We start from the raw sequence: 18804 nt of genomic DNA on the forward strand, positions 1-18804 counted from the left end.
CCGCCGGCGCCCTTCGGCGCGCGCCAGCCCCGCCGGGCGCCGAACCCGGTGCGCTCGTCGTCGTCGCGGGGGCCGGGCATCCCGTCGATCATCCCACCCGGGCGCCCGGCGACACCCCGCCGGACCCGGCGACGCCCCGTCGCCCGCCGGCCGCGCACGCGGTGGGCGGGCCCGCGCCGTTCCCACTGAGCTAGCGTCCCGCCCATGCCCCGCATCCCGCGACGCGACGACGACATCGTGTGGTCCAGCGACGGCGGGGACGTCCGCCGCCGCGAGGGTCCGGGTGGCGGTCGCACGGGCGGGAAGAAGGCGGCCAAGGCCCGGGGCGGCCGGTCCGCGGCCGCGCCGGCGCCCGACCCGGGAGGCCGGGTCAAGGTGCGCCGCGAGACCGCCGGGCGGCGCGGCAAGACGGCGACGACCGTCTCCGGCGTCCCGCTCGACGAGGACGGCCTGCGCGAGCTGGCCGGGCGGCTGAAGAAGCGCTGCGGCGTCGGGGGCTCGTCCAAGGACGGCGTCATCGAGCTGCAGGGCGATCACCGCGACGTCGTCGTCGAGGTGCTCCGCGGCGAGGGCTTCGACGTGGTGCTCGCCGGTGGTTGACGGAGACGTCGTGCGCACGACCGACGTGGTGGTGATCGGCGCGGGGGCCGCCGGGCTGATGTGCGCCATGACCGCCGCGGGGCGCGGCCGCGACGTGCTGCTGATCGACCGCTCCAACAAGGCGGGCAAGAAGATCCTCATGTCCGGCGGGGGCCGGTGCAACTTCACGAACATGTACGCCGAGCCGGCGAACTACGCCTCGCAGAACGAGCACTTCTGCAAGTCGGCTCTGGCCCGGTACACCCCGTGGGACTTCATCGGCCTGGTGAACGAGCACGGCATCGCGCACCACGAGAAGAAGCTCGGCCAGCTGTTCTGCGACGACAAGTCCAAGGACATCCTCAACATGCTGCTGCGGGAGTGCCGGGAGGCCGGCGTCGACCTGCACGTGAACACCGCGGTGCAGCGGATCGAGCGCACCGACGACGGCTACGCGCTGCGGACGGACCTCGGCGACGTCGTGGCGGAGTCGGTGGTGATCGCGACCGGTGGTCTGTCGATCCCGACGCTGGGCTCCAGCGGCTACGGGTACGAGGTCGCGCGCCAGTTCGGTCACGACGTCCACCCGACCCGCGCCGGTCTCGTGCCGTTCATCATCACCGACGGGTTCAAGGACCTCTGCGTCGAGCTGACCGGGACGTCCGTGGACGCCGTCGTCCGCTGCAACGGCGAGAGCTTCCCCGAGAACATCCTCTTCACCCATCGTGGGCTCAGCGGCCCGGCGATCCTCCAGATCTCCTCGTTCTGGCACCTCGGCGACGCGGTGGAGATCGACCTGCTGCCCGACCGCGACGCCCACGAGTGGTTGCAGGACCGGCAGGCCGCGCGGCCCGACAGCGAGCTGAAGACCGTCCTGGGCGAGGTCTTCACGAAGAAGATGGCGACGCTCCTGGGCGAGCGGTGGTTCGCCTCCCGGCCGATGAAGCGCTACACCGCCGCCGAGCTGCGCGACGTCGCCGCGACGCTGAACGCCTGGCAGGTCGTCCCGGGCGGCACCGAGGGCTACCGCACCGCCGAGGTGACGCTGGGCGGCGTCGACACCCGCGGGGTCTCGCCGAAGACCATGGAGTCGCGCAACAGCCCCGGCCTCTACTTCATCGGCGAGGTGCTGGACGTCACCGGCCACCTGGGCGGCTTCAACTTCCAATGGGCGTGGGCGTCGGGCCACGCGGCGGCGCAGGTCGTCTGACGGCGGGGTCCGCGGGCGCCGGCCGGGGCGATCGGTTCGGCTCCGGGCCTCCGAGGTCCACATGGACGAGCGCATCGCCGGCTTCGACGTGGGGCGCTGAGCCGCCCCGGCGGGCGAGGGACCCCGGAAAGACGGAAGGCCCCGCGTGAGCGGGGCCTTCCTGCAGGTGCGGATGAGAGGACTCGAACCTCCACGGGGTTGCCCCCACGGCGACCTGAACGCCGCGCGTCTACCAATTCCGCCACATCCGCGTGGCGTCGCGACCTGCATCGCGAGCGGGGACATTAGCGCAAGGTCCCGCGATCCGGCGGCCGCCCTCGCGGACCCGTCCCCGCGGCCGCGGGGGACGCCGGGCCCGCGGCTCCCGGCCCGTCGGCGGGCGCGACCGCACGACGCATCCGCGCGGCGAGGTGCTATAAATCCGCTCCGCGCGGCACCGTCGTGCGACATCAGCGCCGCTATCGTCCAGGGGACTAGGACGCCGCCCTCTCACGGCGGAAACCCGGGTTCGAATCCCGGTAGCGGTACCTCTCGAAGCCCCCGCCCAGGCGGGGGCTTCGTCGTTCCCGGGGTGCTCGTCCGCCCTCCGGCGCTACCCTCGGTCGATGGAGCACGTGACGCGTCGCGACCGGGTGGTGGCCGACCTGCGCGGTCCGGTGGACGTCGTGATCGCGGCGTGGCCGCGGTCCCGGGGTGGACGGCGGGCGGCGGCGATCGCGCTGCCGTTCCTGGCCGTGTTCCTCGTGGCGGTCCTGTGGGTGCTCGGGATCGTGGTGCTGTCGATGCTCGGCGCGATCGGCATCGAGCCCGTCGACCTGCAGGGCAGCGACCGGTACGTGCGCGACGGAGCGCTGTTCCTGACCACCGGCGTGCTCACCGTGCTCGTCCTGGGCGTCCTCGCGTCGCTGTGGCGCTCGGCGCTCGACGACTGAGCGGGTCCGCGACCGCAGCCTCCGACGACCGTCGCCCGACGCCTGAGCCGGAAGTGGGCTTCCGGGTCCACCGGCTAGGATCCCCCGGCGGTTCTCCGGGCGACGTGCCGGAGTGCCCACGACCGACGTGCCAGACCGGACCTTCACCCCGCACGAGCTGCACCAGAGGGCGATCTCGGTGCTCGACCGGATCGAGCTGATCGCCGCGCACTGGCGCCGGGGGCGGCTGCCGGCCGCCGCCGACGTCGACGCCGTCGCCGCCGCGGTCGTCGACCTGCGGACCCAGGTCGAGCGCACCGCGCTGGCCGTGACGGAGGCGGATCCCGCCGCGGAGGCGCACCTGTCGGCCGCCCTGCTGCGCATCGCCGACGCGATCCGCCTCGTCGACCGGCTCGCGCAGGAGCACCCCCGTCCGGTGCCCGCGACGCCGCGGATCCGCGCGGTGCCGGCCGACGCGGACCCTCCCGTCTCCGGCTGACGCCACCCCGACGCGACGACCGGACGTCCGTCCAGTTGCGTCCGCAACTGCATCCGGGCCCGCGGGCGGGCCGTTTCCCCTCGCATGACCACCGCTCTCCGGAGGTCCTCGCGCGTCGCCGCGCCCGGGCCGCGCACCCGCCGCCCGCTCGCGGCGCCCTCCTCGGACCCGGTGGCGGACGGGGGACGCTCGTGAGCACCCTTCCCACGTCGCCGACCGGCACGGGCTCGGTCTCCCGGCTCCCGGCGCGGCGGGAGCCGGGCGCGGGACCGACGGGCGGCGAGGCCCGCACGGACGCCCAGCGCATGGAGCGGATGATCGACGCCGTCCAGAACCTGAGCCGGCAGCTCGCGGAGACCCAGCTGCTGCTCGCGACCTTCGCCGACCAGCTGGAGGCCGCCGCCGAGGAGCTCGTCGCCGACGGTCCGACGCCCGTCGTGGCGCCGCGATCCGCGCGCCCCGCCGTCGGGGTGCCCGTGCGACGGGCCGCCCCTCCCGCGCCCGTCGACCCCGCCGCGGCGCCGGTGCCCCCGGCGCCCCTCGCGGAGTTCGTCCGTGCCCCCGGCCAGGAGCCCCCGGCCGACCCGGATCCCCGCACCCCCGCGGTCTGACCGACCGACCGGTGCGCCGGCCCGTCAGCGGGTAGGCACCAAGGCATGAACGACCAGACGCCCGACGCGCAGGACACCACCACCGGCGACGCCCCGATCGCCCCCGACGGCACCGTGCAGCCCGCGGCCGACGCCCCGGCGCGCAGCGCCGAGAAGGACCCGTCCGACTGGGCCACCGGCGGGGAGCCGGCCACCGGGCCGCAGCTCTCCTACGTCTCCACGCTGGCGCAGGAGGCGGGCGTCGACGTCCCCGAGAACCTGTCGAAGGCGGACGCCTCGAAGCTCATCGACGAGCTGCAGGAGAAGACGGGCCGCGGCAAGTCCTGAGTCCACGGGGCGCCCGTCGGCGTAGATTCCTCGACATGGGCATCCTCTCGACACTCCGCATGTACACGAAGCGACCGAAGAAGCTGGACGCCCCCACGGACGTCTACGCCCACTCGGTCGGACTCCTCGAGGGCGGCACGCTCGACCTCGAGGGTCTCCGCGGCAAGCCGACGCTGATCGTCAACACGGCGAGCAAGTGCGGCTTCACGCCGCAGTTCGAGGGCCTGCAGAAGCTGTACGAGGAGTACCACGACCGCGGTCTGGAGATCGTCGGCTGCCCCTCGGGGGACTTCGCCGGGCAGGAGCACGACGATGCCGACGCGATCGGCGACGTCTGCCAGCGCAACTACGGCGTGACGTTCCCGGTCACGGAGAAGATGTCCGTCCGCGCCGACCCGCACCCGTTGTGGGAGGACCTGGCGCGCCAGCCCGATTCCGCGCCGCCGTCCTGGAACTTCACGAAGTACCTCGTCGACGGCGACGGCAAGCTCGTCGCGCGCTGGAACTCGAAGACCACGCCGCAGGACGCCGACCTCGTCGGCCGCATCGAGTCGGTCCTCCCGGCCGCCTCCTAGCGTCTCCCGGGGCCTCCCGGGCCGGTGCCCCCCGTCGTCGACCGCAGCCTGCTGCAGCACCGCCTGACGCGCGCCCTCTGGGTCCTGCTCGCGGTCTTCCTCGTGCTCGGCCTGGCGATCCGTCCGACGGCGCTGGGCGACACGATCGACGGGCGGACGCTGAGCGCCCTGCGGCCGCTCGACACGCCGGACACCAACGCGGGCTGGGTCGCGCTGACGAAGGTCGGCTCGCCCGCGGCCTACCTGCAGTTCTGTCTCGCGCTGATGCTCGCCGCGGCCGTCCGTCGCCGGTGGCGCTGGGTCCTGCTGGCCCCGCTGACGATGCTGGCCAGCGAGCTGACCGCGCAGGGCATCAAGCAGCTCACCGCGGGGCCGCGACCCGGCGTGGCGATGAGCAGCCTGATCGGCGACGCCGCCTGGCCGTCGGGGCACAGCACCGCGGCGATGACCGTCGCGCTCCTGGCCGTCCTCATCGCCCCGCGACGGCTCCGTCCGCTGATCGCGGTCCTGGGGGCGTTCGGGGCGCTGGGCGTCGGCTTCGGGATGGTCACCGTCGGGGCGCACTACCCGACCGACATCTTCGGCGGGTACCTCTGGGGTGCGGTCTGGGTGACGCTGGCCACCGTCGTCGTCCTCGAGTGGCAGCGGCGTCGCCCCGTCGTACGGCCCCCCGACCTGGCCCCGGTGCGCCGGCGGCACCTGGCCGGTCCCGCGCTCCTGCTCGTCCTCGGCGCGCTGACGGCGGTGTCGCTGGCCCAGCGCGACGCGGACGGCGTGGTCGGCACGGTCCGCGACCACACCGTCGCGGTGGTCGTGCTGGGCGGCCTCGTCGCGCTGGCCCTGACGCTCGTCGCCCTGACGGCGTCGCTGCCGGACGCGCGGGAGGACCGGCGCCGGACCCGGCTGGGGCGCCGGCGTCGCCCGGTGGACGGCGCCGCTCCCGGGCCGCCCGCCGACGGCGCGGGCTGACCCCTGGCCGACCGAGGTCCCGTTCAGCGGCTCGCGCCGGGTTGCCAGAGCGGCTCGTCGCCCTGCGTGGAGGCGCGGGCGAGGATGAACAGCAGGTCCGACAGGCGGTTCAGGTACTTCACGACCTCGGGGTTGGCGCCCTCGACCAGCAGGGCACGGCGTTCGCTCCGCCGCGCGATCGTGCGGGCGACGTGCAGCTGCGCCGCCGCCGGCCCGCCGCCGGGGAGCAGGAACGAGCGCAGCGGCTCGAGCTGGTCGTTGACCTCGTCGCAGCGCTCCTCCAGCCACGTCACCTGCTGCGGCGTCGCGCGCAGGCGGTCCTTCCGGGCGTGCTCGCTGTCGTGGGGGACGGCGAGGTCCGCGCCCAGGTCGAACAGGTCGTTCTGGATCCGCACGAGCCACGGGCGGAACCGCTCGGGCAGGTCCTGCAGCGTGCCGACGACGCCCAGCTGGCTGTTCAGCTCGTCGATGTCGCCGTAGGCCTCGATCCGCGGGTGGGTCTTCGGCACGCGGCTCATGTCGCCGAGGTGCGTCTCGCCCGCGTCCCCGGTGCGGGTGTAGATGCGCGTGAGGTTCACCGTCATCGGCGCAGCGTAGCGAGGACGGCGACGACCGCCGCGGGGCGGGGCGGCGGCGGGGCGACCCACCTAGAATCGGTCTCCGTGCCCCTGCCGCCCGCCCGTCCGTCCCGCGTCCGGCAGCTGGCCGCCCTCGCCGTCGTCCTGATGGCCGGGGCGGTGGCCACGGGCTGCGGTCAGGTCGACGAGACCGGGGCCGGCGTGCGGGTCCTGATCACCACCGACCAGGGCGCCCGCACGGTGCTCGACCGGCCGGGCGTGCGGGCCTCCGACGACGAGCCCGCCCTCGAGGTCCTGCGCCGGGCGGCGAAGACCGAGGTCGACGGCCGCGGTGCGGTCACGTCGATCGACGGCCGCCGCGCCTCGGGCGACCGGCGCTGGACGCTGTGGCTGAACGGCTCGCCGATGCGCTCGGGGGCGCTGGCCGCCACGAAGCAGGACGTCAACCTGCAGCAGCTGCCGGTGCTCGACACGGTTCGGACGACGAAGGTCAGCGAGGGCGACACGATCTGGCTGGACCTCGGGGCCTCGCCGGTGGTCCCGCGCGGTGTCGTCGGCACGTTCCCCGAGCCGTTCCTCCACGGCCAGGAGGGCAAGCGCTGGCCCGTCCGCGTGGAGTGCGGCGAGGAGCGCGCCCAGGCCTGCCGGATGGTCCGCGACGCCCTCGTCCGCTACGGCATCCCGGCGGTCTCCAACCTCGTGCGCACCTCCTACAACCCCGGATCCGCCCGGATCGCGGTGGGCACCTGGGTGCAGCTGCGCGAGGATCCGTCGCTCGGTCTGGCCGAGCGCGGGGCCCGCACCACCGGGATCCCCGTCGTCCCGGCGAAGGACGGCCGGAGCATCGGCCTGACCGGCGCCGACGGGCGCGTCACGCGCACGCTGGGCGCGGGCTCCGGGGCGATCTTCGCGGCGCGCTGGCGCGACGAGCCGCCGAGCTGGGCGGTCACGGGCACCGACGACGCCGGCGTGCTGCGCGCGGCGGGTGCCTTGGACGAGACGGTCCTGAAGAAGCGGTTCGCGGTCGGCGTGGACGACCGGGGTGCGGTGATCGGCGTGCCGTCGCAGGCCGCCCCGGCGCGCCGCTGACCCGCGCCGTCGGGACGCCGTCGGCCGGCGAGGACGCGATCGGCGCAGGACCCGCGCTCAGCGCGCGACGCGGCGCCAGGGCTGCGCCTCGGCGTCGAGCTGCAGCAGCTCGCAGCCGCGGGCGTCGGGCAGCAGCGGGTGCTTGCAGCTCCAGCGCCCGTCGCTGGCCAGGCGCCGGACGACGACGAGCCGGTCCTCGGTGATGCGGGTGACGGCGCTCAGCGCCGACCCGTAGCGCTCGCTCTGCGCGTCGCTGAAGCCGCTGCCGAGGGTCCACATGCGCTTGCCGCTGAGCGTCGAGCGCAGCAGCTCGGAGCGGTTCGTCGTCCCGGCGCGCTGGCGCGGGGCGACGACCTCGTGGGCGGAGAGGGCCGGTCGGCCCAGGCGGCTGAGCGTGCGCCGGTTGGTCGTCGCGCTGACGACCGTGCGAGGCGCGGAGCTGCCGCGGCGGACGATCAGGCGCCAGCGCTCGGGGCCGGCGCCGGCGGTGCGCCACGACGCCGCGACGACCGAGCGACGGAGGTCGATGCCCTGCGGGCCGTACTCCGGCGAGGCGACCCGGCGGCGGCCGCGCTTCTCGGTGCGGGTGCCGAACACGGTCGGGCCGACGGCGGTCGTCGAGCCGAGGTCGGCGATCGCGATGCCCGTGCGCAGCGGGCGGGCCGCCGACGCGGGGCGGGAGAACGCGATGCGCGAGCCCCAGACGGCGGGGAACCGCTCGTCGACGTCGGGAGACGACGCCGCGGGGACGGGGGCGTCGACCCCGGTGAGGACGTCCAGGCGCCGCACGTCGCAGCCCGTGGGCACGGCCGTCGCCGCCTGCTTGCAGACCGTGTAGACGACGAGCGGGGTGCCGTCGGGGCCGGGGCCGATGCCGGCGTCGATCGGGGCGTCCTGCGGTGCGACGCCCAGCTGCACGCCGGTGCCGTCGGGGGTGCGGGCCACCAGCCGGTAGCGGCCGTCGTCGTCGCGGCGGCTCCAGACGAGCCAGCCGCCCCACCCGTCGACCGGCGTGTCGTTCTGCTCGACCGACAGGACGGTCGGTGCCAGTGGTCCGGGGGCCGCCGCGGCAGGGGCCGTCCCGACCGCGCCGAGGGCGCCGAGGGCGACGGCGGAGAGCAGGAGGGCGGCGGGGCGCACGGGGGAGGGGCGGGACGTCACGTACATGGGAACCCGTGCCGCCGGTCGGAGTTCCGGTCCGGCCGGTCCTACTTCTTCAGCGGCGCGAAGGCGGGGTCGTCCTCGTGCTCGCGGAAGAACGCGACCATCGGGCCGACGTACGCCGTGGCCGGCGGGCAGCGCACGCCGTGGCGGCCGAGCAGCTCCGTCGCCCGCGAGGTGTCGTAGCGGACCTGGTGGTTGAGGTACACGAGCGACTCGCGCGGGGTGCCGCCGAGCAGGTGGCGCATCACCGACAGCCGCAGCGACTGGTCGACCATGCCCCACGGCAGCTTGAAGGCGGGGGCCTTGCCGGCGTAGGCGCGGCAGAGCTGCCCGTAGAGGTTCGAGGCCGTAATCGGCTCCGGATCGACGAGGTGCAGCGTCTCGCCGGCGAAGTCCGGGTCGCCGGCACCGGTGACGATCGCGTCGATGACGAAGTCGACCGGGACGACGTTGAACGGGGCGGTCATCGCGCCGGGCTGCACGATCGGGCTGTGGCGGCCGACCGCCGCCTGGATCGTGCGCAGCAGGTAGTAGGGGCCGTCGAACTTCTGTGTGACCCCGGTCCGCGAGTCACCGACGACGATGCCGGGGCGGTAGATCGTGGTCGGGATCTCGTCCATCGACGCGCGGACGAGGACCTCGGCGGCGAACTTCGTCGACTCGTAGTGGTTCTTGAACGACTGCCCGGCCCACAGGTCGGCCTCGTGCACCGTGCCGCCCCGCAGCCCGGCGACGTACGCGGTGGAGACGTAGTTGTGGCGCTCCAGACGGGAACAGGCGCGGCAGAAGTCGATGACGTTCTGCGTGCCCTCGACGTTCACGCGCTCGGCGATCGAGAGCGGCACCGCCAGGTCGTAGACGGCCGCGAGGTGGTGGACGGCGACCGTGTCGTCGGCCAGCCGGCGCCAGTCGGCCTCCGAGAGCCCGAGGTTGGGGGCGGTGATGTCCCCGGGCTGGATCGTCAGGCGGTCGCCGGTGCCGAGCTCGGCGGCCACGGCCGTGGCCTTCTCGACCATCCGCGGCTCGACGAGCGCGACCACGGTCGCCTCGCGATCCTGGTCCAGCAACAGGGGGATCAGGCGGGCGCCGATGAATCCCGGGAAGCCGGTGAAGAGGATCGTCCGCGCAGCCATGGGCGCGGATCCTACTCAGGCGTAGGAGCCGTTGCCTACCGGCGGTCGCAACGGTCGTCGTGCCGCCGCGGGCGCCGCTCCGCGGCCCTTGCCGGCGGGGCCGACGGACGCGGTCGCCCCGTCCTCGGGGCTCGCCAGGAGGGGCGCTGCGCCGTACGCTGCGCCGACGCAAGGCGGCCCGGACGACGACGTGGTGGACGACCCGTGGGCCCGCCCACCCGGGACGGCGGCGGAGCACCGGCCGGGGAACTGGGGCGGTGACCCCGTCCCCGGGCCGGCCGTCGAGGCGTCGACGGGCCCGTTGGTCTCGCCGGCCCGCCGGCTGCGCCCCGCCCGGATCGCGGTCGTGGGCGCGGCGATCCTCAGCCTGGTCGAGGGCCTGACCTCCGCCTGGGCGCTCTGGGAGACCCGCAGCGTCGCGGGCGACGAGCCCGGCGGCGGTGACACGCCGCTCGACGGGCTCACGGTGAGCCAGGACGCGATCGACCGCTTCAACGCAGTCTCGGGCGTCGACGGGGTCGTCGCGATCATCGGCGTCCTCGCGCTGATCGTGGCGGCGGTCTTCGTGATCCGGTGGGAGAACGTCGTCCTGCGCAACCAGCGCGGGCTCGGCGTCCCGCGGCCGCGCTACGCGCCCGTCGCGGCCGGCTTCTCGTGGTTCGTGCCGATCTGGTCGCTGTTCGGCCCCAAGCGCGCCCTGAACGACGCATGGCGCGCCGCGGCGCCGGCGTCGGAGGGCCGGGCCGGCGGGGACGCGTGGCTGGTCCGGGCCGTGCCGACGCTCTTCACCGCCTGGTGGGCGACGTGGCTGGTCGGCCAGATCGTGGGCAACGGCGCCACGCGGCTGACGGACGACACGCTGTCCGGGCAGACGCTGCTCTACGGCGGCTCGGTGGTGGCCTGCGTGTCGACGATCGTCGCGGGCGTGCTCTTCGTCGCCGTCATGGAACGGATCACCGCCCGGCACGACGCGCGGATCGCCGAGCGCGAGGCGCCCGCCACGTAGGCCGGGACGCCGGCCGGCGTCAGTCCACCAGCCGCCGCTCCGTCGCCCAGCGCGTCAGCTCGTGGCGGTTGGAGAGCTGGAGCTTGCGCAGGACCGCCGAGACGTGGTGCTCGACGGTCTTGGGCGAGATCGTCAGGCGCCGGGCGATCTCCTTGTACATGTAGCCCCGGGCGATCAGCCGGAGGACCTCGCGCTCGCGGTCCGTCAGGCCGTCGAGCTCGGGGTCGGCGACCAGCGCGACGGCCGTGTCGATCCGTCCCGCGAACGCGTCGAGGACGAAGCCGGCCAGGCGCGGCGAGAAGACCGCGTCGCCGTCGCGCACCTTCGCGATCGCCGCACCCAGCTCGTCGCCCGAGATCGTCTTCGTGACGTAGCCGCGGGCGCCGCCGCGGACCAGGGCGATCACGTCCTCCGGCTCGTCGGACACCGACAGCGCCAGGACCTTCTGGCCCGGACGGGTCTCGTGGACGCGCCGCAGCACCTCCGCGCCACCGCCGCCGGGCATGTGGACGTCGAGCAGGACGACGTCGGGCTCGCGGTCGAGGATCAGGCGCACCGCGACGTCCACGTCCCCGGCCTCGCCGATCACGGTGGCGCGCGGCCCGCCGTCGCCGGTCGCGTGCTCCAGCTCGGCGCGGACGCCGGCGCGGAACAGGGCGTGGTCGTCGACGAGGACGACGGTGGGCGGCGCGGTCATCGGCGGGGCTCTCGGTGGGGGTGGGGACGGGCGGGGATCACGGGCGGTCCTCGAGCAGCAGCTCGACCTCGGTGCCCTCGCCCGGGGCCGAGGTGATCGTGGCGCGTCCGCCGGCGCGGCGCATCCGGCCGACGATCGACTCGCGGACGCCGCGGCGGTCGGCGGGCAGGGTCTCCGGGTCGAAGCCGCGCCCGCGGTCGCGGACGAAGACCTCGACCCGGCCGTCGTCGACCTCCGCGAACACCGAGACGGGCACCGGGGCGGCGTCGGGTCCCGGGGCCGCGTGGCGGGCGGCGTTGGCCATCGCCTCGCGGGCGGCCGCGACCAGGGCGGCCGTGCCGTCGTCGAGCGGCAGCTCGCCGCTCGTGACGACCTCGATCTCGACGCCGTGCTCGACCTCGACCGCGGCGGCCGCGGCGCGCAGCGCGGCCATCAGCTCGGTGTCGGGGCGCTCGCTGCGGCCCGACAGCCACGCCCGCAGCTCCCGCTCCTGCCGCCGGGCGAGGCCCGCGACCTCGCGCGGGTCGTCGCTGCGGCGCTGGATCAGCGCGAGCGTCTGGAGCACCGAGTCGTGCAGGTGCGCCCCGACCTCGGCGCGCTCGTCGCCGCGGATCCGCTCGGACCGCTCGGCCTGGGCCCGCCGGGCGGACCGCCGCCAGAACGGGGCGACGACGACGCCGACGGCGGCGACGGCCACGAGCAGCTGCACCACCGAGGTGCGGCTCGCGTCCAGGGCCCCGAGGGACGAGAGGGCCACGAGGGCTCCGAGGACGACGAGCCCGATGCCGCTGGCGAGCAGGAGCCCGTCGGTCTCGGCCCGCTGACCGCGCCTGCCGGGACGGCGCCCGACGAGGCGCTGCCACCCGGAGGTCGGCCCCGTCGCGTCGGCGGCGGGCAGCTCCGCGGTCTGCGCCCAGAGCACGAAGCCGCCGGCACCCAGCAGCACCAGCGCCCAGACGCTCACGCCGAGCACCGACCGGAGGGCGAGGAGCCCCACCAGCACCCCGGCGGCGAGGAGGACGGCCGCGGCGACGGTGCGCCGGCCCCCGGCGGCGGGGTCCTGCGCGGTCGCGCGGAGCCTCGTCCGTGCGTCGCGGAGCGCCCGGCGCTCCCGGCGGCGCTCCATCCCGAGGGCGACGCGCGCCCCGACCGTCGCGACCACCAGCAGCGCGCAGACCACGCCGGCGGCACCCTTCGCGGCACCGCCGGCGCCCTGCTCGACGGCGACGAGCAGGACGCCGAGCAGCCCGCAGCAGACCGCGGACAGCAGGACGAGGGGGCGTGCGGTCACCCGCGCCGCCGGGGGGTCGAGGTGCGGCAGGCGCTCGTCCGGAGCAGGTCGTCGCCGCGGCGGACGATGCCGCGGGCCATCGGTCCGGGACCGTCGATCGCACCGCGCGACTGGGCGACGGCGACGTGCCCGACGCCGACCCGCAGGTCGAGGGTCACGCGGGGGCGGTCGTCGTCGGCGCCCGGCGCGGGGTCGACCTCGATCACCGGGCCGTCGCCGTTCCCGGTCCACGAGCCGCCGCCGGAGGAGGAGCCCAGGACGTCGTACCCGCCCGCCGCGCCCAGGTCGGTGCGGATCGTCCAGGCCACGCACCGGTCGCGCGGCAGGACGACGCCGACCTGGCCGACGTCGACGCGGGCCGGGATCGTCACGCGCTGCCCGCGGCGCAGCGGCAGATCGCGCAGGTCGACGACCATCTGCCCCGCGCCGAGGCGGTAGCCCTGCTCGGCCCGGGCGACGGTGCCCGGCCGGAAGTCCCGCTCGCCGACGGACCGGTCCACGTCCACGTCGGCGACGACGGCGGCGGTGGCCGGCACGGCGAGGGCGAGGGCGAGGACGAGGAGCGCGCCCGTCGCGCGGCGGCCGCGGGCCGAGACGACCAGCAGGCCTCCGAGGAGCAGCAGCCCGAGGGCGGCCGGCCACGCCCCGAGCAGGGCGGTCGTCCCGAAGCTCACGACGGCGACGGTGCACAGGGCGGTGAAGGCGGCGATGGCCACCGCGATGCCGACCAGCGCGCGCAGGACGCCGCCGGCGGCCGAGGCGGCGGGACCGCTCTGGCGCGCGGCGCCGGCGGCGCCTCCCGGCGCCGCCGGGATCAGCAGCGCCGCGGCGAGGTAGAAGAGGACGCCCGCGCCGCCGAGGAAGAGCGTGGCGACGAACGCCAGGCGGACGAGCAGCGGCTCCATGCCGTAGCGCTCGGCGATCCCGCCGCAGACGCCGAAGAGCATCCGGTCGTCGGCGGAGCGGGAGAGGCCCGGCGGCGGTCCGTCGGGGGCCGGGCGGTCGTCGGGACCGGCGGCCGTGGACGGCTCGCGGATCGGGTCGGTGGGGTCGGTCGGATCGGGGCTCATGGGCGTGGATCCAGGGTGCCTGCGGGGGCGCGCGGTTCCTATGGGGGATGCCCCGGGCCGGTCCCGGGTCCGGCCCCGGGTCAGGATCCCAGGCCCGGCGGCGCCCGGGCCGCCCGCGCCCGCCGGCACGCCCCTCGTCCCCGCCCGCCCCGGCGGTCCGGCGCCGGTGCCATGCTCCGGGGGTGCTCGAGCGCGCGGACGCCCTGAAGGCCCTGTCGGACGAGGTGTTCGACGTCGTCGTGGTCGGTGGCGGGGTGACGGGCGCGGGCGTGGCCCTCGACGCCGCGTCCCGGGGCTACTCCGTCGCCCTCGTCGAGCGGGCGGACTACTCCTCGGGCACCTCGAGCCGCTCGTCCAAGCTCGTCCACGGCGGCCTGCGCTACCTCGCGTCGTTCGACATCGGCCTGGTCCGCGAGGCCCTGCTGGAACGGCAGATCAACGCCCGCGTGGCCCCGCACCTCGTGACGCCGCTGCCGCTGGTCGTCGCCACGACCGCCGACCACCGGCCCGACCGGATGACCGGGGTGGGCCTCAACCTCTACGACGCCCTCGCCCTGGACCACCGCCGCGGTCGCGGGCGCGGGCGCGGCGCCCTCTCGGAGGATGAGCGCGGCTGGAGCCCCGACCGCCACCGCACGCTGGACCCGCGCGAGGTCGTCGAGCACGTGCCGGCGCTCGACGGACAGGACGTCAAGAGCGGGTTCCTCTTCTACGACTGCCAGACGGACGACAGCCGCCTGGTCCTGACGATCCTCCAGGAGGCCGAGCGCTTCGGCGCGGTCCCGGCCAACCGGATCGAGGTGCTGGGGCTCCTGGAGCGCGACGGCATCGCCGAGGGCGTGACCGTCCGCGACGGCGAGACGGGGTCCGAGTTCGCGATCCGCGCGCACAACGTGGTCAACGCCACCGGCGTCTGGGCGGACCGCCTGCGGCCCGCGGAGCTCCACGACGAGGCCGAGGTCCCGGTCATCCGTCCGTCGCGCGGCACCCACGTCACGCTGCCCAGCGAGAAGCTGCCGCTGCGCTCCGGGGCGATCGTGCCCTCCGGCGGCGGGCGCTTCATGTTCGCGCTGCCGTGGCTGGGCCGGACCCTCGTCGGCACCACGGACAACGAGATCGACGACCGCGACCTCGACCACGTGCGGGCACCCGAGGAGGACGTCGAGTACATCCTCGACGGCATCAACTCGTTCTTCGGCACGTCGCTGGGGTCCTCCGACGTGCAGGGCGCCTACGCCGGCGTCCGGCCGCTGATCGCGACGGGCGACCCGAAGCGCTCCGTCGACATCTCCCGCCGGGCCGAGCTCTACGAGACCTCCTCCGGGATGCTCACGATCACCGGCGGCAAGCTGACGACCTGGCGCCGCATGGCCAAGTCCACGGTCGACCGCCTGACCGAGCGCGACGGGCGCGACGCCCCGTGCCGGACGCAGAAGACGCCGCTGGGCCAGCCGATCGACGCGCTGCGCCTGCCGCACGTCCCCGGCACCTCGCCCGCCACCCGGGAGCACCTGGCCGCCCGGTACGGCAGCGTCGCCCGCGACGTCCTGCAGCTCGCGGAGGAGCGGCCCGAGCTGGCGCGGGCCGTCGTCGCCGACGGGCCGGTCGACGTCCTCGCCGAGACCGTCCACGCGGCGCGCACCGAGCACGCCCGGTCCCTCGGGGACGTCCTGCTGCGGCGCACCCGACTCGGCCTGACCGCCGCCCGGGGGCTGCTGGCCGACGACGCGCGCGGGGCCCGCGAGGTCGCCGAGGCGATCGCCCCGGAGCTCGGCTGGGACGCGGCGGGCGTCGACCGCGGGGTCGCGGACTTCCGCCGGGAGGCGGCGCTCGAGGGCCTCGTCCCGGGCGCCTGACCCGGGCGCCGCGCGGGGGCCGGAGCCGCCCCGGGAGGCAGGGGACGGGGGCGGCGACCACCCGACGCCCTAGGATCAAGCCCAGATCGATGTCGAGTGATCACGGAACAGCCCCGAGCGCAGCACCGGACGACACCGCCACGCGGTTTCGCCGTGCCGGCGAGTCCGCCTACAACCTGACGCTGCGCATCACGGGCAGTCCGGGCGCGGCCTGGCATGCCACCACCGCGGCCTTCGCCGCGGTCGCCGAGCGGATCCCCGCGGACGCCCCGGCGGGGGTCGCGGACCAGGACCTCCTGCTCATGGGCTGCTGGCACGCCCGCTCCCTGCTCGCCCAGCTGGCGTCCAACCCGGCCTACGCCGAGCAGCTGCGCCTGCACGACGAGGCCGCCCGCGCCGCCGCGCCGCCGCAGTCGCCCGTCGTCGCCGCCAACGCCGCGCTGCCCGTCGACCAGCGCGAGGTCCTGGCGCTGCGCGGGCTCAGCGACCTCGACCACGCGGCGCTGTCGGCGCTGCTGCGGGTCGACGCGGGCCTGCTGGCGTCCATGCTCGCCCAGTCGCGGCTGATGCTGCGCGACGCGCAGACCGGCGGCGCCCTGGCGGCCACCGCCACCGAGGACCCCGAGGACCGTCACGCGCTCGCGCTCGCCGCCCTCCGGCAGGACGGACAGCTCCGCGGCGCCGAGGGCCGGGAGCGGCTGTCGGCCTGGCTGGGCTCCTCCGACGGGCACCGCGAGGTCGTCGAGGCGCTCGACGAGGCCGGGCTCACCTACCGCTCCTGGGCGCCCGAGCCCGTCCCCGACGGGCTGCTCGACGCCGCGGTCGCGGCCGCGGACCAGGTGCAGCCCGCACCGCTCGTGGGCACCGCGTCGACGGAGGTCGCGACCGAGGCCCCGGCCACCGCACCGACGCAGCCGGACCCCGCCTCCGGCGCGCGACCCTCCGCCCCGATCGCGGCGCCCGCCGCCGCCGGCCCGGTCGCCCCGCGCGGCGCGGGTGCGGAGCCCGTCGACCCCGGCGCGACCGTCGAGTGGTCGTCCACCGACATCGCCGCGCTCGGCCTCGAGGGCGCCGTGCCGCCGCAGCGCGCGGCCGCCGCTCCCGCGGCCCAGGCCCTCCCGGGCGAGGACGTCGCGGACGAGTGGGACGACGAGTGGGACAGCGGCGACACCTCCGGGGACCTGCTCCAGCCGGTCGACCGGGGCGGCCGCGCACCGCGCTGGCAGATCGCCCTCGTCGCGATCCTGCTCGTCGCGGTCATCGTCGCGCTCGTGATCGCCCTCATGGGCGGCGGCGACGACCCCACCGAACCCGCCGGCAGCCCCGCACCGGGCGGTGGGACGACGACGGAGCGCACGCGGACCACGGGTGCCGCACCGTCGGGCCACCTCGTCGGCGAGCTGCGACTGCCCGGCGCGACCGTCCGCATCCACAACGGGTGAGCACCCCGGCCTTCCGGTCGCTCGATCCGGGCCCGGAGCTCGGGACCGACGACCTGATCGACGCCGTGGTCGCCGACGCGTCGAGCCCCGCCACGCGGGACGCCGCAGGCCGACCGCGCACCATCGGCGTGATGGTCCAGAGCACCGACGGCCACGTGACGGTCGAGGGCCGCTCGGGTGGGCTGGGCGGCCCCGAGGACCGGGCGGTCTTCCGCGGGCTGCGCGCCCGGGCGGACGCCCTGCTCGTCGGCGCCGGGACCCTCAACGGCGAGCGGTACTCCACGACGCTCGACGAGCCCCACCGCACGGCGCGGCGCTCCGCCGGCCTGGCCCCCGAGCCGGTGCTCGCGACGATCAGCCGGTCCTTCTCGCTGGACGAGGACCTGCCGCTCCTCCACGAGGACCTGACCCGCGCGGTCGTCTACACCGAGACCGAGCCGCCGTTCGCCGTCGACGCCGAGCGCATCGAGGTCGTCCGCCTCGAGGACGCCTCCCCGGCCGCCGCGCTGCGCGACCTGCACGACCGCGGCGTGGGGACCGTGAACTGCGAGGGCGGCCCCGGTCTGCTGGCGGCCCTCGTGCGCGACGGCCTGCTCGACGAGCTCCTGGTCACCGTGTCCCCGCTGCTCGTCGGCGGCGAGAGCGCGCTGACGATGCTCCGGGGCGACCTCGGCCCCGGCCCCCCGCGCGACCTGACGCTGCGCGGCACCTGGCGCGGCGGCGACGTCCTCTTCCTCCACTACCACCTGAACCCCGGGAGCCCCGCATGAGCGACGAGCTGATCCTCCGGCTGCGCGACCAGACGCTGACCCTGAAGGCGGGCCGTCCCGCGCTGATGGGCATCGTCAACTGCACGACGGACTCGTTCTCCGACCGCACCCGGCTCGAGACGCTCGAGGCCCGGGTCGCCCACGGCCTCAAGCTCGCGGACGCGGGGGCCGAGATCATCGACGTCGGCGGCGAGTCGGGCGTGACGCACACGCCGATGGTCAAGGCGAAGGAGGAGTGCGAGCGCGTCGTGCCGGTCGTGCGGCGGCTCGTCGACGCCGGGCTCATCGTCTCCGTCGACACGTGGAAGCCCGAGGTCGCCGAGGCGGTCCTCGACGCCGGGGCGCACCTCATCAACGACGTCTCCGGGCTCTACCACGCCCGTCTGGCCAACGTCGTGGCCGCGCGCGGCGCGGGCATCGTGCTCATGCACACCCGCGCGGACCCCAAGACGGACTACTTCCCCGACTACGGCAGCCGGGTCATCGACGACGTGCGCCGCGTGCTCAACAGTCTGCGCGAGCGCGCGCTGCAGGCCGGCGTCCGCTCGGACTCGATCATCCTGGACCCGGGCCCCGACTTCGCCAAGATGCCGGGCGAGACCGTCGAGGTCCTGCGCGACCTGCCGACGCTGGCCGTCCACGGGCACCCGATCCTGCTCGCCGTCTCGCGCAAGTACTTCGTCGGCACGATCATCCACCGCGAGCCCGACCAGCGGCTGGCCGGCACCCTCGCCGCCCTGGGCTGGTGCGCCGAGCGGGCGAAGTTCTCGATCGCCCGCATGCACGACGTGCGCGAGGCCGCGGACTACCTGCGGGTCCGGGCGGTCATGGACGGCCGCGAGCCGATGCCGACGATCGACCGCGACGACGTGCGCCTGAAGTGGCTGCACGACGGCGAGGCCGACGACGACGAGGACGAGGATCCGGGCGACGGCGGCGGCTCGCGCGAGCCCGCCAAGCGCTGAAGGAGGGAGGGCCGGGCCCCGCCCCGAGCTTCTCGGGTCGGATCGCTGCGGTGGTCGGCGGG

At 75.9% G+C, this 18804-nt stretch carries 20 protein-coding genes and 2 tRNA genes; 15 read left to right on the forward strand and 7 right to left on the reverse strand.

The features are described 5' to 3' along the window. Positions 1-204: 204 nt before the first annotated feature. Positions 205-600 carry a translation initiation factor gene (locus Q7T67_RS14665; RefSeq protein ID WP_304791054.1) on the forward strand — a complete coding sequence of 132 codons (396 nt, stop codon included), beginning with the start codon at positions 205-207 and terminating at the stop codon, positions 598-600. 10 nt (positions 601-610) lie between these two features. Next, complete coding sequence (locus tag Q7T67_RS14670; protein ID WP_304791057.1) at positions 611-1789, forward strand: NAD(P)/FAD-dependent oxidoreductase; 1179 nt, start codon at positions 611-613, stop codon at positions 1787-1789. Between the two features lie 167 nt (positions 1790-1956). Here the strand turns inward: Q7T67_RS14670 and Q7T67_RS14675 are convergent. Further along, a tRNA-Leu gene (locus Q7T67_RS14675) sits at positions 1957-2040 on the reverse strand. A gap of 203 nt (positions 2041-2243) precedes the next feature. On the opposite strand from Q7T67_RS14675, the gene Q7T67_RS14680 reads away from it, so the two are divergent. From Q7T67_RS14680 to Q7T67_RS14710, 7 genes are all read left to right on the forward strand, one after another. Then, positions 2244-2316: transfer RNA gene (locus Q7T67_RS14680), tRNA-Glu, on the forward strand. Positions 2317-2394: 78 nt separating this feature from the next. Continuing rightward, a complete protein-coding gene (locus Q7T67_RS14685) occupies positions 2395-2721 on the forward strand; it encodes a hypothetical protein (protein ID WP_304791060.1) in 327 nt (108 codons plus the stop codon). 127 nt (positions 2722-2848) lie between these two features. Beyond that, entirely contained in the window at positions 2849-3199 is a 351-nt protein-coding gene (locus Q7T67_RS14690) for a hypothetical protein (RefSeq protein WP_304791063.1), read from the forward strand. Between the two features lie 191 nt (positions 3200-3390). Then, positions 3391-3810, forward strand: coding sequence for a hypothetical protein (locus tag Q7T67_RS14695; protein WP_304791065.1), 420 nt, complete (start codon positions 3391-3393; stop codon positions 3808-3810). Positions 3811-3924: 114 nt separating this feature from the next. Beyond that, positions 3925-4137, forward strand: a complete 213-nt coding sequence (locus Q7T67_RS14700) for a DUF3072 domain-containing protein (RefSeq protein ID WP_370695407.1) — start codon at positions 3925-3927, stop codon at positions 4135-4137. A gap of 35 nt (positions 4138-4172) precedes the next feature. Continuing rightward, positions 4173-4712, forward strand: coding sequence for a glutathione peroxidase (locus Q7T67_RS14705; protein ID WP_304791071.1), 540 nt, complete (start codon positions 4173-4175; stop codon positions 4710-4712). Positions 4713-4736: 24 nt separating this feature from the next. Then, entirely contained in the window at positions 4737-5681 is a 945-nt protein-coding gene (locus Q7T67_RS14710; RefSeq protein ID WP_304791074.1) for a phosphatase PAP2 family protein, read from the forward strand. 23 nt (positions 5682-5704) lie between these two features. On the opposite strand, the gene Q7T67_RS14715 is transcribed toward Q7T67_RS14710, so the two are convergent. Then, a complete protein-coding gene (locus tag Q7T67_RS14715) occupies positions 5705-6265 on the reverse strand; it encodes a cob(I)yrinic acid a,c-diamide adenosyltransferase (RefSeq protein ID WP_304791077.1) in 561 nt (186 codons plus the stop codon). Positions 6266-6343: 78 nt separating this feature from the next. Here Q7T67_RS14715 and Q7T67_RS14720 point away from each other — a divergent pair, with 78 nt between their 5' ends. Continuing rightward, positions 6344-7348, forward strand: a complete 1005-nt coding sequence (locus Q7T67_RS14720) for a hypothetical protein (RefSeq protein WP_304791080.1) — start codon at positions 6344-6346, stop codon at positions 7346-7348. A 57-nt stretch (positions 7349-7405) separates the two neighbouring features. Here Q7T67_RS14720 and Q7T67_RS14725 read toward each other — a convergent pair whose 3' ends face one another. Both Q7T67_RS14725 and Q7T67_RS14730 read right to left on the reverse strand, forming a co-directional pair. Then, positions 7406-8515 (reverse strand): hypothetical protein, encoded by a 1110-nt coding sequence (locus tag Q7T67_RS14725; protein WP_304791082.1) that lies wholly within the window; start codon positions 8513-8515, stop codon positions 7406-7408. Between the two features lie 41 nt (positions 8516-8556). Next, complete coding sequence (locus tag Q7T67_RS14730; protein ID WP_304791085.1) at positions 8557-9645, reverse strand: SDR family oxidoreductase; 1089 nt, start codon at positions 9643-9645, stop codon at positions 8557-8559. A gap of 193 nt (positions 9646-9838) precedes the next feature. Here Q7T67_RS14730 and Q7T67_RS14735 point away from each other — a divergent pair, with 193 nt between their 5' ends. After that, complete coding sequence (locus Q7T67_RS14735; protein WP_304791088.1) at positions 9839-10651, forward strand: DUF4328 domain-containing protein; 813 nt, start codon at positions 9839-9841, stop codon at positions 10649-10651. Between the two features lie 19 nt (positions 10652-10670). On the opposite strand, the gene Q7T67_RS14740 is transcribed toward Q7T67_RS14735, so the two are convergent. From Q7T67_RS14740 to Q7T67_RS14750, 3 genes are read right to left on the reverse strand one after another with little or no spacing between them, the layout of a single operon-like run. Beyond that, complete coding sequence (locus Q7T67_RS14740; protein WP_304791091.1) at positions 10671-11348, reverse strand: response regulator transcription factor; 678 nt, start codon at positions 11346-11348, stop codon at positions 10671-10673. 37 nt (positions 11349-11385) lie between these two features. Further along, positions 11386-12639 (reverse strand): sensor histidine kinase, encoded by a 1254-nt coding sequence (locus Q7T67_RS14745; RefSeq protein WP_304791094.1) that lies wholly within the window; start codon positions 12637-12639, stop codon positions 11386-11388. Beyond that, positions 12636-13709, reverse strand: a complete 1074-nt coding sequence (locus Q7T67_RS14750) for a PspC domain-containing protein (protein WP_304791097.1) — start codon at positions 13707-13709, stop codon at positions 12636-12638. Before Q7T67_RS14750 ends, Q7T67_RS14745 begins: the two co-directional genes overlap by 4 nt. 182 nt (positions 13710-13891) lie before the next feature. On the opposite strand from Q7T67_RS14750, the gene Q7T67_RS14755 reads away from it, so the two are divergent. The 4 genes from Q7T67_RS14755 (at position 13892) to folP (ending at position 18742) form a co-directional block, all read left to right on the forward strand. Next, on the forward strand, positions 13892-15565 hold the full coding sequence (locus Q7T67_RS14755) for a glycerol-3-phosphate dehydrogenase/oxidase (RefSeq protein ID WP_304791100.1): 1674 nt from the start codon (positions 13892-13894) through the stop codon (positions 15563-15565). A gap of 89 nt (positions 15566-15654) precedes the next feature. After that, positions 15655-17007 (forward strand): hypothetical protein, encoded by a 1353-nt coding sequence (locus tag Q7T67_RS14760; RefSeq protein ID WP_304791103.1) that lies wholly within the window; start codon positions 15655-15657, stop codon positions 17005-17007. After that, positions 17004-17777 (forward strand): dihydrofolate reductase family protein, encoded by a 774-nt coding sequence (locus tag Q7T67_RS14765; protein ID WP_304791106.1) that lies wholly within the window; start codon positions 17004-17006, stop codon positions 17775-17777. The genes Q7T67_RS14760 and Q7T67_RS14765 overlap by 4 nt, the downstream gene beginning before the upstream one ends. Further along, positions 17774-18742: a dihydropteroate synthase gene (folP, locus tag Q7T67_RS14770; RefSeq protein WP_304791109.1), complete on the forward strand. Its 969-nt coding sequence runs from the start codon at positions 17774-17776 to the stop codon at positions 18740-18742. Before Q7T67_RS14765 ends, folP begins: the two co-directional genes overlap by 4 nt. Positions 18743-18804 lie beyond the last annotated feature (62 nt).

This window comes from Patulibacter sp., from assembly GCF_030655195.1.
In the GTDB taxonomy this organism is placed as follows: Bacteria; Actinomycetota; Thermoleophilia; order Solirubrobacterales; family Solirubrobacteraceae; genus Patulibacter.

Bases quoted from the DNA above. Each gene is read 5' to 3' on its own strand.
- Q7T67_RS14665 (WP_304791054.1), top strand. From the start codon at position 205: ATGCCCCGCATCCCGCGACGCGACGACGACATCGTGTGGTCCAGCGAC.
- Q7T67_RS14685 (WP_304791060.1), top strand. From the start codon at position 2,395: ATGGAGCACGTGACGCGTCGCGACCGGGTGGTGGCCGACCTGCGCGGT.
- Q7T67_RS14705 (WP_304791071.1), top strand. From the start codon at position 4,173: ATGGGCATCCTCTCGACACTCCGCATGTACACGAAGCGACCGAAGAAG.
- Q7T67_RS14715 (WP_304791077.1), bottom strand. From the start codon at position 6,265: ATGACGGTGAACCTCACGCGCATCTACACCCGCACCGGGGACGCGGGC.
- Q7T67_RS14725 (WP_304791082.1), bottom strand. From the start codon at position 8,515: ATGTACGTGACGTCCCGCCCCTCCCCCGTGCGCCCCGCCGCCCTCCTG.
- Q7T67_RS14730 (WP_304791085.1), bottom strand. From the start codon at position 9,645: ATGGCTGCGCGGACGATCCTCTTCACCGGCTTCCCGGGATTCATCGGC.
- Q7T67_RS14740 (WP_304791091.1), bottom strand. From the start codon at position 11,348: ATGACCGCGCCGCCCACCGTCGTCCTCGTCGACGACCACGCCCTGTTC.
- Q7T67_RS14750 (WP_304791097.1), bottom strand. From the start codon at position 13,709: ATGAGCCCCGATCCGACCGACCCCACCGACCCGATCCGCGAGCCGTCC.
- Q7T67_RS14760 (WP_304791103.1), top strand. From the start codon at position 15,655: ATGTCGAGTGATCACGGAACAGCCCCGAGCGCAGCACCGGACGACACC.
- folP (WP_304791109.1), top strand. From the start codon at position 17,774: ATGAGCGACGAGCTGATCCTCCGGCTGCGCGACCAGACGCTGACCCTG.